General features: G+C 34.6%; 12 protein-coding genes and 1 pseudogene. All 13 read left to right on the top strand.

Annotation, left to right across the window (positions count from 1 at the left end; all coding sequences use genetic code 11):
* Positions 1-5: 5 nt before the first annotated feature.
* The 13 genes and pseudogenes from EDD66_RS07105 to EDD66_RS07045 all read left to right on the top strand — a co-directional run bounded on the left by EDD66_RS07105 (position 6) and on the right by EDD66_RS07045 (position 15,205).
* Positions 6-1,382, top strand: coding sequence for an FtsW/RodA/SpoVE family cell cycle protein (locus EDD66_RS07105; protein ID WP_123608858.1), 1,377 nt, complete (start codon positions 6-8; stop codon positions 1,380-1,382).
* On the top strand, positions 1,315-2,832 hold the full coding sequence (locus EDD66_RS07100; protein ID WP_330510914.1) for a peptidoglycan D,D-transpeptidase FtsI family protein: 1,518 nt from the start codon (positions 1,315-1,317) through the stop codon (positions 2,830-2,832). The genes EDD66_RS07105 and EDD66_RS07100 overlap by 68 nt, the downstream gene beginning before the upstream one ends.
* 161 nt (positions 2,833-2,993) lie before the next feature.
* The gene (locus EDD66_RS07095; RefSeq protein WP_123608857.1) at positions 2,994-3,446 is read left to right on the top strand and encodes an NUDIX hydrolase; all 453 of its coding nucleotides are present in this window, start codon (positions 2,994-2,996) and stop codon (positions 3,444-3,446) included.
* Positions 3,447-3,627: 181 nt separating this feature from the next.
* Positions 3,628-4,377: a Fe-S cluster assembly ATPase SufC gene (sufC, locus tag EDD66_RS07090; protein WP_330510913.1), complete on the top strand. Its 750-nt coding sequence runs from the start codon at positions 3,628-3,630 to the stop codon at positions 4,375-4,377.
* A gap of 12 nt (positions 4,378-4,389) precedes the next feature.
* The gene (sufB, locus tag EDD66_RS07085) at positions 4,390-5,796 is read left to right on the top strand and encodes a Fe-S cluster assembly protein SufB (protein ID WP_123608856.1); all 1,407 of its coding nucleotides are present in this window, start codon (positions 4,390-4,392) and stop codon (positions 5,794-5,796) included.
* A 10-nt stretch (positions 5,797-5,806) separates the two neighbouring features.
* Complete coding sequence (sufD, locus tag EDD66_RS07080; protein ID WP_123608855.1) at positions 5,807-6,913, top strand: Fe-S cluster assembly protein SufD; 1,107 nt, start codon at positions 5,807-5,809, stop codon at positions 6,911-6,913.
* Positions 6,906-8,132 (top strand): cysteine desulfurase, encoded by a 1,227-nt coding sequence (locus EDD66_RS07075; RefSeq protein ID WP_123608854.1) that lies wholly within the window; start codon positions 6,906-6,908, stop codon positions 8,130-8,132. The genes sufD and EDD66_RS07075 overlap by 8 nt, the downstream gene beginning before the upstream one ends.
* The gene (gene sufU, locus EDD66_RS07070; RefSeq protein ID WP_123608853.1) at positions 8,119-8,547 is read left to right on the top strand and encodes a Fe-S cluster assembly sulfur transfer protein SufU; all 429 of its coding nucleotides are present in this window, start codon (positions 8,119-8,121) and stop codon (positions 8,545-8,547) included. The genes EDD66_RS07075 and sufU overlap by 14 nt, the downstream gene beginning before the upstream one ends.
* Positions 8,548-8,598: 51 nt before the next feature.
* Positions 8,599-8,820, top strand: coding sequence for a (2Fe-2S)-binding protein (locus tag EDD66_RS07065; RefSeq protein WP_123608931.1), 222 nt, complete (start codon positions 8,599-8,601; stop codon positions 8,818-8,820).
* A 149-nt stretch (positions 8,821-8,969) separates the two neighbouring features.
* Positions 8,970-9,746 carry a lytic transglycosylase domain-containing protein gene (locus EDD66_RS18810; protein WP_123608852.1) on the top strand — a complete coding sequence of 259 codons (777 nt, stop codon included), beginning with the start codon at positions 8,970-8,972 and terminating at the stop codon, positions 9,744-9,746.
* Between the two features lie 82 nt (positions 9,747-9,828).
* Positions 9,829-10,698, top strand: coding sequence for an SPL family radical SAM protein (locus EDD66_RS07055; RefSeq protein WP_123608851.1), 870 nt, complete (start codon positions 9,829-9,831; stop codon positions 10,696-10,698).
* Positions 10,694-10,867 (top strand): annotated as a pseudogene (locus EDD66_RS07050) (DUF523 domain-containing protein); the annotation flags it as partial. The gene EDD66_RS07055 and the pseudogene EDD66_RS07050, both read left to right, overlap by 5 nt.
* Positions 10,868-10,975: 108 nt before the next feature.
* A complete protein-coding gene (locus EDD66_RS07045; RefSeq protein ID WP_123608849.1) occupies positions 10,976-15,205 on the top strand; it encodes a 2-hydroxyacyl-CoA dehydratase in 4,230 nt (1,409 codons plus the stop codon).
* The last annotated feature ends 161 nt before the right edge of the window (positions 15,206-15,366 follow it).

The following is a 15,366-nucleotide window of genomic DNA, read 5'->3' as shown; positions in this document are numbered from 1 at the left end:
ACAACATGGAGAATATAGTTTTTCAGTTATCAAAATATATCATTATTATATTTACTACCATTTATACATTATATTGTTTTACTGCTTTTCGGAGTGCTAATAAAGTAAGGCAAAGGAACATATTTCATAAGCAAAGCCTGTTAATGTATCTGGTGCATTTTATTTGTTATGGGCTATTGTTTTTAGATTCTAAAAATATAAAAGTGGTATATCTTTATTTTGCGCAAGTTGCTTTCTTTATCCTTGTGAAATTAGTATATAAACTGGTGTATAAGAAATTGTCAGCTTATATTCTTAATAATATGTTGTTTTTAATCATGATTAGCTTTGTCATATTAACAAGGCTTTCTTTTGACATGGTCATAAAACAATTTATGATTGTTGGTGCTTCCTTTGGGATATGCTTAGTCGTACCAGTAATCATAGAAAAATTTAAATACTTAAGTAAATTAGGCTGGATCTATGGGTTTGTCGGACTGTCACTTTTGTTATTGGTTTTAGTATTTGGAACTACTAAGTATGGTGCAACGAACTGGATCAATGTGTTTGGAATTTTGATTCAGCCCTCTGAGTTTGTAAAGATTATCTTTGTATTTTTTATAGCATCATTGTTATCAGACTATAAGGAATTTAAAGATCTCATAAAGATTACAATACTTGCAGCAGTATATGTACTTGTATTTGTAGTATCAAGGGATCTAGGAAGTGCGCTTATCTTTTTTGTGACTTTCCTGATTGTACTGTATGCTGCGACTAAGAAATCACTTTATTTATTTTCAGGATTCGGACTAGGCTCCATTGCAGCTTATATCGCTTATTTTTTATTTTCTCATGTAAAGGTGCGTGTCACAGCCTGGAGGGATCCATGGACTTATATCGATAAAGAAGGATATCAGGTGGCCCAGTCTTTATTTGCTATCGGGACAGGAGGATGGTTTGGCCTTGGGTTGGCAAAAGGATTACCTAACAGTATACCTGTTGTTGAAAGTGATTTTATCTTTTCGGCGATTTCAGAAGAACTGGGGGCCATTACTGCCATATGTATTATTTTGATTTGTCTTAGCTGCTTTGTTATGTTTATAAATATAGCAATGAAGATGAAGAAAGAGTTCTATAAACTGGTTGCGTTAGGTTTAAGTACAATGTATATATTTCAGGTATTCCTGACAATTGGAGGAGCAATTAAATTCATTCCATCCACAGGGGTAACCTTACCATTAGTCAGCTATGGAGGAAGTTCTGCACTTAGTACAATAATTATGTTTAGCATTATTCAGGGAATGTATGTGTTAAACCAGAATGAGGTTGGTAATAGTGAAAGAAGAAAAACAAAAAAAGAAAAAATTCAAAAAGCAGATGAACAGGAACCAGAAAGAGAATAATGACGTTCTTATAGAAGAAAATATTAAGAGCCTGGACAAGACAAAGAATCCCAACCGGGAAATTGTCATGATTACTTATATCTTTGTTGGGTTATTTGTGCTGCTTACTACGTATTTTGCCTACTTTCTTTTTGCAGATAGCGATGAAGTCATCAATAATTCTTATAACAAGAGGCAGGATCTTTTAGCAGAGCGTGTGATCAGAGGAGAGATTCAAGGAAGTAATGGAGAAACATTGGCAAAAACCGTAGAAGATAAAAAAGGGAATACTTCAAGAGTCTACCCTTATGATGAAATGTTTGCCCATATTGTTGGGAGATTTGAAAAAGGAAAAACGGGAATTGAGTCAAGTGAGAATTTTAATCTTTTAACTTCCCACAATAACCCTATTATGATGGTATACAATGAAATATCAGGTGTTAAGAATCCTGGAGATAATATTATAACTACCCTGGATGTAAAGTTACAAGAAGTAGCCTACAATGCATTAGGCAGTCAAAAGGGAGCTGTTGTCGTATTAGAGCCAAGTACAGGGAAAATACTTGCAATGGTATCCAAGCCGGATTATGATCCTAATGAAGTAAGTAGGAATTGGGAAGACTTAACGGATGATACGGATAATAATTCTGCTTTGGTAAATCGTGCAACGCAGGGGTTATATCCTCCTGGTTCCACTTATAAAATACTGACTGCCCTTGAATATATCAGAGAAAATGAAAATACTTATAAAGATTATGAATATACCTGTAGCGGACAAGGAATCTTTGATAGTGTATCCATTAACTGTTACAAGAATGAAAAACATGGAAAGGTAGATTTACTCCATTCTTTTTCAGAATCCTGTAATACTTCATTTGCCAATATGGGTACTAGTTTAAATATAGGTTCTTTCCGTAAATTAAATGAAACATTTTTATTTAATCGTAGTCTTCCAACAAATATTCCTTATAAGCAAAGCAGTTTTGTACTTGATTCTCATTCTAAAAAATCGGAAGTACCTCAGACAGTGATCGGGCAGGGAAAAACATTGGTTTCACCTTTTCATAATGCTTTAATTACAGCTACCATAGCCAATGGTGGAACTCTTATGACACCATATGTAGTGGACCACATTACAAATTCTTCTGGTACTTTAATTAAGAAAAATGTACCTAACATTTATGGTACTTTAATGACTTCAAAAGAAGCAAAGATATTAACCCAGATGATGGAAGAAGTAGTAACCAGTGGAACTGGCTCAGCACTGAATGGCTTAGGGATACATTCCGCAGGGAAAACCGGTTCCGCTGAATTTAATGATAAGCAGCAATCCCATGCGTGGTTTGTTGGCTTTGCTCCAACAGATAAACCTCAACTGGTAGTCAGTATCATCGTTGAGGGAGCAGGTACTGGAAGTTCTCATGCAGTACCTATTGCCAAGAAAATATTTCAGGAATATTTTAATCGATAAATATTCCTATATATTCCTCCTATTACAAATAGTGATTGAAAACCCATACAAAACGTTGTATACTTATCTTAAGTAAAGAGACACACTCGACTTAAAAGCATATATTAAAAAGTAATGGCTACTTAATATATCTTTAGGTCAGCATAACAGGAGGATTTGCGATGATTGAAGCAACGAGCTGTGGCGGTGTGGTCATTTTTAGGGGTAAAATTTTATTACTGTATAAAAATTATAAAAACAAATATGAGGGATGGGTTTTGCCAAAGGGTACAGTTGAAGAAGGAGAGGAATACAAAGAAACTGCTATTCGTGAGGTCAAAGAAGAAACTGGTGCTGATGCATCTATAATTAAATATATCGGTAAGAGTCAGTATAGTTTTAATACCCCTTCTGACACAGTAATGAAAGAAGTTCATTGGTACTTAATGATGACTGATAGTTACTATAGTAAACCACAACGTGAAGAGTATTTTATGGATTCTGGTTATTATAAATTCCATGAAGCTTATCATTTGCTAAAGTTCTCAAATGAAAAACAAATTCTAGAGAGAGCTTATAATGAATATATGGACCTAAAGAAGAGTAACCTTTGGGGAAATCGAAAATACTTTTAAAAAAGGAACTGTTTCTATATTTCTAGGAACAGTTCCTTTTTTGGGATAAAAATTTAAAATAGCAGAATACATAGTTGACAAACAAAGTGTATAGTAATAGAATAATATCGATATCCAAGTAAATTAGTCGGAATTAAAAAACTCGGAATTAAATTGGAAATAAATATAGGAGTCGATGATTATGAATAGATTATTAGAAATTAAAGATGTATATGCAAAAACAGAGGAAAAGGAAATATTAAAGGGGCTCAACCTAACAGTGAATAAAGGAGAAGTCCATGTAATCATGGGCTCCAATGGTGCCGGTAAATCTACCCTGGCCAATGCAATTATGGGACACCCAAGATATAAAGTGACAAGTGGAGAGATTCTATTCGAGGAAGAGAATATAATAGATATAAAAACAGATGAAAGAGCAAGAAAAGGGATCTTTCTATCTTTTCAGACACCAGAAGAAGTGCCTGGAATTACAGTGGAAGGATTACTTCGCAGTGCAAGAATGTCAATTACAGGGAAACCTATTAAATTGAGATCATTTCGAACAGAATTAAAAGAAAAATTAGAATTATTACAGTTTGATGAAAGTTATGCTGCCAGGTATTTAAATGTGGGGTTTTCTGGTGGCGAGAAAAAGAAAAATGAAATTATTCAAATGATGCTCTTAAATCCTAAACTGGTTGTATTAGATGAAACAGACTCAGGTCTGGATGTGGATGCGGTCAAGATAGTGTCAAATGGGATAAATCAATTTAAAAATGAAGAAAATGCAGTAATCATTATTACTCATAATAGTAAGATGTTAGAGTATCTAAGACCAGATTATGTTCATATTTTATTAGATGGCAAGATTGTAAAAACCGGTGATGCTTCCTTAGCAAAAGAAGTCATTGATAATGGTTTTGCAGATTTTAAAGATATCGTCCGTTCATAGGGAGGTGTGACTATGGAAAAAAAGAAAACCATAATAGAAGATTTAGATAGAGGAATCTATGATATAAAGAATGAAGACAAATTTAGCTATAAAACCAAAACTGGTTTAACTCGTGAAGTTATATTAGATATTTCTGAAAAGAAAAGTGAACCTGAATGGATGACTGAGTTTAGACTGAAATCCTTACAAATATATAATGAAATAGAACTCCCTGCATGGGGACCGGCTCTTGATGAACTTGATATGGATAATATTGTTATTTATGTTAAACCGGATACCCAGATGAACAGTGACTGGAGCGAAGTTCCGGAAGAAATTAAAGACACTTTTGAAAAACTGGGAATTCCAAAAGCTGAGCGGGAATCCCTTGCAGGAGTTGGAGCTCAATATGATTCAGAAGTAGTATATCATAGTATTAAAGAAGACCTTGTAAAACAAGGAGTTATTTATACCGATATGGAATCTGCAATTATAGAATATGAAGATATTATTAAAGAATATTTTATGAAATTAGTGCCTCCAAGTGATCATAAATTTGTAGCTCTTCATGGTGCAGTATGGTCGGGCGGATCATTTGTATATGTTCCGGAAGGAGTGGAGGTGGATATTCCTCTTCAATCTTATTTTCGTTTGAATTCACCAGGGGCAGGCCAGTTCGAGCATACACTTATTATATTAGAGAAGAATGCGAAACTTCATTTTATTGAAGGATGTTCTGCTCCCAAATATAATGTGACCAATCTGCATGCAGGCTGTGTTGAGCTGTATATAAAAGAAGGAGCAACATTAAGATATTCAACCATTGAAAACTGGTCCAGGAATATGCTTAATCTGAATACAAAGAGAGCCGTTGTTGAAAAGAATGGTACTATTGAATGGGTATCCGGTTCCTTTGGTTCTAAGATTTCCATGTTATATCCAATGAGTATCTTAAAGGGAGAAAATGCAAAATCAGAATTTACCGGAATTACATTTGCAGGAAAGGATCAGTATTTGGACACAGGTACGAAAGTAGTTCATGCAGCACCATATACTTCTTCTGCCATTAGTACGAAATCCATTTCAAAAAGCGGTGGAACAGCAGTTTATAGAGGTTCGGTTACAGTGACGGAGAATGCCCATCATGCAAAATCAGTCATATCTTGTGAATCCTTAATGCTAGATGATCTCTCAAGATCAGATACGATTCCTGTGTTAGATATCAGAAATAATGAAGTGGAGATTGGACATGAAGCTAAGATTGGAAGGATCAGCGATGATACAATCTATTATCTAATGACAAGAGGTATTAGTGAGGAAGAGGCAAAGGCCATGATTGTACGTGGATTTGCAGATCCTATTGCGAAAGAACTTCCATTAGAATATGCAGTAGAGATGAATAATCTGATTAAGCTGGAATTAGAAGGCACCATAGGATAGGAGTGAGAGTATGAGTGAGAATTTATTAAATAATATAAATTATATTCCGGTCAGGACATGGAATTGGCTTGGAGTCAATGATATCTCTATTGACAGGGATATGCCGGAAATGAAGCCATATACATTAGATATATTGCAAATTGGGAAGAACAGTTCAATAGATATTGAACCAATTGATAAAATGAATTCTTCTATAGATTTATTAAATTCTTTCCAATATGATGGAATCAGTAAAGAGTTAAGTGAACTTGTGAAAGATAATTACAACACGGGTTTTTATGCTAAGATAAATAAGGACCAAAGAATCAAAGAGCCAGTAACAATTCATTATGAGTTCGATACGGACTCCGATGTGATATATGATAATAATATCATTATTGCTGAAGAAGGCAGCGAAAGCACATTCATTATTGAATATGATTCTAAAGATAAAACAAATAGTTTTCATAATGGATTAACCCGTATTTACGGTAAGAAGAACTCAACAATAAATCTTATAAAAGTGCAATCTCTTTCTGATAAAAGTATACATTTAGATGGTAGTATAGTCAAATTAGAAGAGAATGCCAGGGTGAATTTTATTCTGGTGGAACTAGGTTCAAAAACCAGTGTAACCAATGTCTGTTCAGAGCTGGAAGGATATCGCAGTTCTGCCAGTGTGCATACGGTATATATTGGAGATAAGGGAAGAACCCTTGATATGAATTATAGAATAAACCATTATGGAAAAGAAACCCAAAGTAATATTGAAGTCAAAGGTGCATTGATGGATAAATCCCAAAAGACATTCAGAGGTACCATTGACTTTAAGAAGGGTGCATCCGGATCAATTGGAAAAGAAGAAGAATATGCTGTACTACTTAGTAAAGAAGCAAAGAATAAATCTGTTCCAATTCTTTTGTGTACAGAAGAAGATGTTTCGGGAGAACATTCTGCCAGTGCTGGCAAAATTGATGAGAATAAATTATTTTATCTTATGACAAGAGGTATTCGGGAAGAAGAAGCGAAAAGATTAATAATAGAGGCTAATATTCGTCCAATTATTGATTTAATACCGGATAAAAATATAAAGACAATCATTTATGATGAGATTAGGAGGAAATTAGTCTATGGATAATATATTATTGGATTTTCCAATCCTCCATCAGAAGATAAATGATAAAAGGCTGGCCTATTTAGATAGTGCTGCTACGACCCAGAAACCTTTATCTGTTTTAGGTGCAGTAGAGGAATATTATAAGCTTTATAATGCCAATCCTCATAGGGGAGCGTATTCTCTTAGTGTGAAGGCCACTGAAATGTATGAGAACACAAGAAGCAAGGTAAAAAACTTCATTGGAGCGAAGAAAGAGAAAGAAATCATATTTACAAAAAGTGCAACGGAAGGATTTAATTTACTGGCGTATTCTTATGGTATGAATTTTATCAAAGAAGGGGATGAAATCGTAATATCCATTGCAGAACATCATTCAAATCTGGTTCCATGGCAGCAGGTAGCAAAAGCGAAAGGTGCAATATTAAAATACCTATACCTGGATGAAGAGGGATTAATATCTCATGAGGAAATCGAAAGTAAGATAACAGAGAAAACGAAGATTGTTTCTGTGATTCATATCTCCAATGTACTTGGAGTGATCAACCCGGTAGAAAAGATAATAAAGAAAGCCCATGATGTGGGAGCGCTGGCAATTGTAGACGTTACGCAAAGTGTACCTCATATAAAGGTAAATATAACAGATTTAGATGCTGATTTTGCTGTTTTTTCCGGGCATAAAATGTTAGGGCCCATGGGAATTGGAGTGGTTTATGGTAAAGAAGAATTTCTCATGAAGATGCCTCCATTTCTCTACGGTGGCGATATGATTGAGTATGTCTGGGAACAGGAAGCCACCTATGGGGAAATACCATATAAATTTGAAGGAGGAACTCAAAATGTAGGTGGAGCAGTTGGATTATCCGCTGCAATTGACTATCTTAATGAATTTAAAATGGAAAAAATAGAGGAATTGGAAAAAGAATTAGTAAGCTATGCATTGGATAAACTAAGTGAAAATCCTCATATTACTGTATATGGAACGAAGGACATGAATAAAAAAGCAGGGGTAATCTCCTTTAATGTAAAAGAGGTACATCCCCATGATGTAGCAAGTATTTTAGATTCTTATGGGGTGGCAATCAGAGCGGGTCACCACTGTGCCCATCCACTTATGAGATATATGAATGTGAACGCAACCTGCAGAGCAAGCTTTTATTTGTACAATACCAAAGAAGATATAGATCAATTTGTAAATGCCTTAGAAAATACAAGGAGGTGGCTGGGGTATGGATCTAAATAGTATATATTCTGAAATCATAACGGACCATAATGCCTCCGGGCATAATAAACATCATATAGAAGGTGCAACTATGATAGAAAAAGGTCACAATCCCAGTTGCGGTGATGAAATTGAACTGGAAATAAAAATCGTTGATGACAGGATTGAAGATGCAGGATTTACCGGTGTTGGCTGCGCTATATCTCAGGCCTCTGCATCTATTATGATTGACCTGATCAAGGGAAAGGAAGTAAAAGAAGCAAAAGAACTAATAGAGACTTTCCTGGGTATGATCAAGCGGGAAATTACAGAAGAAGAGGAACTTGAGAAATTGGAAGATGCTCTTGCTCTTAAGAATATATCTAATATGCCGGCCAGAGTAAAATGTGCTGTTTTAGCCTGGCACACGCTAAATGAGTCTTTGAATAAAAAATGAAGATCTGCATATGATTGATCATTATGATCATGGATGGAAGGGAGAATGAAATTGGAGGAAAATAGAAATACAGAAATTATAGATAAGATGACAAAAGTCTGTATCTGCAAAGGAATACCAAGATCTACCATGAAGAGAGCAATTAGAGAGGGAGCTGGTACTTTAAAGGAAGTTCAAGGCATAACGGGTGCAGGCAGCGGACCATGCGGTGGCAGGAGATGTACACCAAAAATAGAGCAACTATTATTAGAGAAAGAGGAATGGTTAAAGTAGAAAAATAATATATTTTCGATTTTTATGTTGAAAATATATGTAAATTTAAGTATAATAATCATAATAAGCAGATTAGCTCCTAATCTGCATAATGGTGCCATAATAATTTGGATAAGTACAGATGATTAGAAAATAGATTGGAGAATATCATGTCACAAGTGAATGGGATATCAAATATTGAACAACAGAATATGAATGGTATAAAATCCACAAAGAAAACAAGCACAGGTAAATCGAACTTTTCTTCTTTTCTTGGAGAAACCAAATCTATGGATGATATTTTTGATAAAGCTGCCAGTAAATATAATGTGCCTGTAAATTTAATTAAGGCAATTGGCAAAGCAGAATCTAATTTTAATGCGAATGCAGTTTCAAGAAGCGGAGCACAAGGAGTAATGCAATTGATGCCTGCAACAGCGAAAGAACTTGGAGTCACGAATTCATTCGATGCAGAACAGAACATTATGGGTGGCACTAAATACATTGCTGGATTACTCAAAAGATATGATGGTAATACCAAACTGGCATTAGCCGCTTATAATGCAGGAAGTGGTAATGTAGCCAAGTATGGAGGAATTCCTCCTTTTAAAGAAACTCAGAATTATGTTGTAAAAGTAACTAATTATATGGGACAGAATATTGATACAAACGCAACAGTAACTACAAGACCATCTAATCAAAGTGGCAGCAGTCAGACTGAGGCTCCAAACTTACCGCCGGTTACTATCATACAGGAACCAGTGGTTATGGAAGACACAGATAAAAAACTTGATGAGATTTTCTCTTATCCTGATTATTTAAAGCTATTAGATATGTTGCTGGCAGAAGTAAATAAAAATGAAGAAGAACAAGAAGAATCCAATTATTTTGCATCACAACAGATTAATTACAATGTTCCGGTAATGAATTTATTAAAAAACATATAGACTATCATGAGGCATAGAACATAATTTGTTTTATGCCTTTTTTATTACATGAGATTGATTAATAAAAACGAGGTCATAAATTATGCACTATAAGGAAGTAAAAGGAATACTATCTTCAAAGAATGGTATGAATCTATATCGTGGCTGCACTCATGGCTGCATCTATTGTGATGCCAGAAGTAAATGTTACGGCATGAAGCATGATTTTGAAGATGTGGAAATAAAAAGTAATGGAAATCAATTATTAGAAGATTCCTTGAGAAGAAAAAGAAAGAAATGTATGATCGGAACTGGGGCTATGTGCGATCCATATATTCATATGGAGGATAAGCTGAAATCTACTAGAAAAAGTCTGGAACTCATTGAAGAATATGGCTTTGGAATCAGCATTCAAACGAAATCCAATCGAATTCTAAGAGATCTGGATTTGTTAAAGAAGATAAACGCTAAGACAAAATGTGTGGTACAAACAACACTGACCACTTATGATGAAGACTTGTGTAAGATTATAGAACCCAGTGTAAGTACCACAAAGGAACGTTTTGAGGTTCTACAGGTAATGAAAGAGCACGATATACCAACAGTAGTCTGGATGACTCCAATCTTACCATTTATTAATGATACCAAAGAGAATTTAAGGGGATTACTAAACTATTGCATTGAAGCAAAAGTATATGGAATTATATGTTTTGGAATAGGATTAACCCTAAGAGAAGGAAACAGGGAATATTTTTATGAAAAATTAGATCAACATTTTCCCGGAATGAAAGAAAGGTATCATAAAAAATATGGATATGCTTATGAAATTATGAGTGATCATAATAAGGAACTTATGGGTATATTTTATGAAGAATGTAAAAAGTATAATATTGTATGTAATAATGATGATATCTTTAAATATTTGCATGAGTTTGAAGAAAAAGAATCGATGGAACAGCTAAGTTTTTTATGATTGTAAATATGCAATTTTGAAAGAACGCAGTCCTTCCTGCGGTTATGGAAGAATTTATGATGGTACTTTTTCAGGCAGACTAATGGATGGAAATGGAGTAACGGCAGAGCTGTTGGTGAAGAATGGAATAACTGTTTTAGGAGAATCTGATTTGGAAGCATTACTTTAGTTCAAAGTTTTTTAACTCCGGATGAATTTTACGAAAATATCTGTAAATAATAATTAAGTAAGAAGTAAATGATGGATATCTTTGGAAAAATTTTAAAAGGAGTTATATATGAGTATTTATAAATTAGGATTAGATATAGGGTCAACTACAGTTAAAATTGTAATTCTGGACGAGAAAAATGAATTGATATACAGTGAATATAAAAGACATATGTCAGATATAAAAAGTACGATAATCAAATTGATAGGGGATTGCTATGAAGCATTAGGGAATCTTTCCTGTACTGTCAGTGTTACTGGCTCAGGAGGACTTTCTGTTTCTAAGTGGCTGAACTTAAATTTTGTACAAGAAGTGATGGCATGTTCTAAAACCGTAGAAACACTCATACCAAAAACTGATGTGGTCATTGAACTTGGTGGTGAAGATGCAAAGGTCATCTATTATAAAGGCGGATTGGAATATCGAATGAATGGAAGCTGTGCCGGAGGAACCGGCGCTTTCATTGATCAGATGGCAACCCTGCTAAATACAAATGCCTTAGGGTTAAATGAATTGGCAAAAAATTATAAAGTAATCTATCCAATTGCCTCCAGATGCGGAGTATTTGCCAAAACAGATATACAGCCTCTGATTAATGATGGAGCAAGGAAAGAAGATATCGCAGCTTCCATTTTTCAGGCTGTAGTCAATCAGACGCTTGGTGGTCTTGCCTGTGGAAAACCAATCAAAGGAAAGGTTGCTTTTTTAGGAGGCCCTCTTTATTTTATATCCGAACTCAGGCAAAGATTTGCAGAGAGTTTAAAACTATCCAAAGATAAAATGATAACGCCGGATAATTCACAGATCTTCGTGGCAATAGGAGCAGCTCTCCTGTCAGAAGAAAAGAATATAATTTCATTGGAGGAATTGACACAAAAGGCAGCATCAATTACAAATATTACTGACAATAATATTCATACATTAGATCCACTGTTTCAAAGTGAGGAAGACTATAAATTATTCAAAGATAGACATAATAAATCGAAGGTAGAAAGAATGGCTCTGGAAGAATATAAAGGCAGGGCATTTTTAGGAATTGATGCCGGTTCTACCACCACGAAAATAGCACTCATAGGAGAAAAAGCAGAGCTTTTATATTCTTATTATGGAAACAATGAAGGGGATCCACTAAGAAAAGTAATTAATATTTTAAAAGAATTATATAGAAAACTTCCAAAGGATGTAAAGATTGCTCATTCTGTGGTTACCGGATATGGAGAAACGTTACTTAAGGCAGCACTGCATGTAGATTTAGGTGAAATCGAAACAATTGCTCATTATAAAGCAGCAGAGTATTTCCTGCCTGGGGTAGATTTCATCCTGGATATTGGTGGACAGGATATGAAGTGTTTAAGAATAAAAAAAGGAGCAATTGATAATATTCTTTTGAATGAGGCCTGTTCCTCCGGATGTGGTTCATTTATTGAAGGATTCGCCAGTTCTTTGAACATGACAGTATCCGAATTTGCAAAAGAAGCTTTATATGCAAAGGCTCCTGTTGATTTAGGTTCAAAATGTACTGTATTTATGAATTCCAGGGTAAAACAAGCTCAAAAAGAGGGAGCGACCATTGGAGATATTTCCGCAGGTTTATCCTATTCCGTCATTAAAAATGCCCTGTTTAAAGTCATTAAGATCAGGGATGATAAGGATATGGGCGAGAAGATCATAGTGCAGGGCGGAACTTTTTATAATGATGGAATACTTAGAAGTTTCGAATTAATATCCGGAAAAAATGCAATACGACCAGAGATAGCCGGTCTAATGGGAGCTTTTGGTGCAGCCTTAATAGGGAGAGAAAGATATGAAGAAGGATATGTATCCACACTAATGACCGGGGAATCCTTAGAAGATTTTAATATTTCAACAGATTATAAGAGATGTAAAAAATGTGGAAACACATGCTTACTAACCATCAGCAGTTTCTCAGGGAAAGAAAGATTTATCTCCGGAAATCGATGTGAAAAAGGAGCAGGTTTAGATAAAAATAAATATGAGGAACTCCCAAATCTTTATCAATATAAAAATCTAAGGACATTTCAATATAAACCATTACCATTAGAAGATGCAAAAAGAGGGATCATTGGAATCCCAAGGGTTCTTAATATGTATGAAAATTATCCCTTCTGGTTTACGCTGCTTACAGAACTGGGATTTCGGGTAGAATTGTCTGGGATATCAGAGAAGAAGCTATATGAGAAAGGGATAGAAACTATTCCATCTGAATCTGTTTGCTATCCGGCTAAACTTACCCATGGGCATATTATGGATCTGATAGAAAAAGGGGTAAAATTAATTTTCTATCCATCCATAGTTTATGAAAAAAAAGAATTTCATGATGCAAATAATCATTACAATTGCCCTGTAGTAACTTCCTATCCGGAAGTGATCAAGAATAATATTGATGCGATAGAAGCAAATAATGTAAAATTTATGGGGCCTTTTTTCTCTTTAGATAATGAAAAGATACTTATAAATCGTATCATTGATGAATTTTTTAAATTTAATGTGACAATGGAAGAAGCAACAAGAGCAGTACAAGCTGCAGGCAGGGAAAGAGAACGATACAAGAAAGATATCCAAAAGAAAGGAGAAGAAACATTAGAATTTTTAAGGAAGCACCACAAGAAAGGTATTGTTTTGTGTGGAAAGCCATATCATGTAGATCCGGAAATCAATCATGGAATTCCAGAAATCATTAATTCTTATGATCTGGCAATTTTAACAGAAGATAGTATATCCCATCTTGAGCCATTAAAATATCATTTAAGAGTTGTGGATCAATGGGTATATAATTCAAGATTATATAGAGCTGCCTCTTTAGTTGCAAAAGAGCCATACCTTGACATGATACAGCTAAACTCTTTTGGATGTGGGTTAGATGCTGTTACTACAGATCAGATTGCAGAGATTCTTGGATCCGGCGGAAAAATGTATACCATGTTAAAAATTGATGAAGGCAATAATTTAGGTGCAGCCAGAATTAGGATCAGATCTTTAAAAGCAGCAATGGAAGAAAGAGACAGAAAGAAATATAAACCGGAGACGGAAGATATGTCCTATCATAAAGTACCATTTACAAAGAAAATGAGAAAGACACATACTATTCTGGCACCTCAAATGTCTCCAATCCATTTTGAATTCATTGAAGAAGCTACAAGAGCCTGCGGGTATCAATTAGAGGTTTTACCGGCAATAGATCAAAAAGCAGTGGAAGAAGGCCTGAAATATGTAAATAATGATGCATGCTATCCAGCAATTATTGTAGTGGGCCAGATCATAGCAGCTTTAAAATCCGGTAAATATGATACCAGTTACACATCAGTGATCATCTCGCAAACTGGTGGTGGCTGTAGAGCCACTAACTATATTGGTTTCTTAAAACTCGGCTTGAAGCAGGCAGGCTTTGAGCATGTGCCTATTATCTCATTAAATGCAGTAGGTCTCGAGAAACAACCAGGTTTTAAATTTTCGATCGGTCTTATTAACCGGTGTATTATGGCTTTAATCTATGGGGATCTGTTAATGAGAGTCATAAATAGAACCAGGCCTTATGAAAAAGAAAAAGGAGCTTCAGGAGCTCTTTATGAAAAATGGAAAGAAAAAATAAAGGAAAGTATCAGACTGGATAATAAAAGAAAGTATCACAAAAATATCCGGGGAATCATAAGAGATTATGAAAATCTGGAGTTGTTAGAGATAGAGAAACCGAAAGTAGGTATTGTAGGTGAGATTCTGTTAAAATATCATCCTACTGCCAATAACGATATTGTCAGTCTGTTAGAAGATAGTGGTGCAGAAGCAGTCGTTCCTGATTTAACGGATTTTTTCTTCTATTCTGCCTATAATTATAATTTCAAATATAAATATCTTGCGGGAAATAAAATAAATAAAAAGATGAATGATTTTTTTGCAAATTATATTACAAGCTATCGTAAAGTAATGAAGGAAGAATTAGATAAAAGTAAACGATTTACTTCTCCAACATCCATAGAAGAACTGGCAGGAATTGCATCCTCCATCCTTTCTCTTGGAAATCAGACGGGTGAAGGATGGCTTTTGACAGCAGAGATGATTGAATTTCTTGTAAATGGAGTAAAAAATATTATATGTGTTCAACCGATTGCCTGTCTTCCTAACCACATTACCGGAAAAGGGATGATTAAACCTTTAAAGGAGAAATACCCTGAGACTAATATTGTCCCCATTGATTATGACCCAGGAATATCTCATGTAAATCAGCTGAATCGTATAAAATTAATGTTATCCATTGCAATGAATAACTTTAAAAGAAAATAATAGTATAAATATCATAAAAACAGGCTATTTTAAAATATAACTTCTGTATAAGCTGAGAGAAGAATATTTTAAAATAGTCTTTTTATTAGATTGTAATATGTTTTCCGGAGGACCATAAATTTTATAGTAATAAAAAACAATTATGATTTATACATTTAAAT

The sequence above is a fragment of the Mobilisporobacter senegalensis genome, from assembly GCF_003752155.1.
Lineage (GTDB): Bacteria > Bacillota > Clostridia > Lachnospirales > Lachnospiraceae > Mobilisporobacter > Mobilisporobacter senegalensis.
Note: the sequence above shows the minus strand (reverse complement) of the source record. Positions and strands in the feature narration are given on the sequence as shown.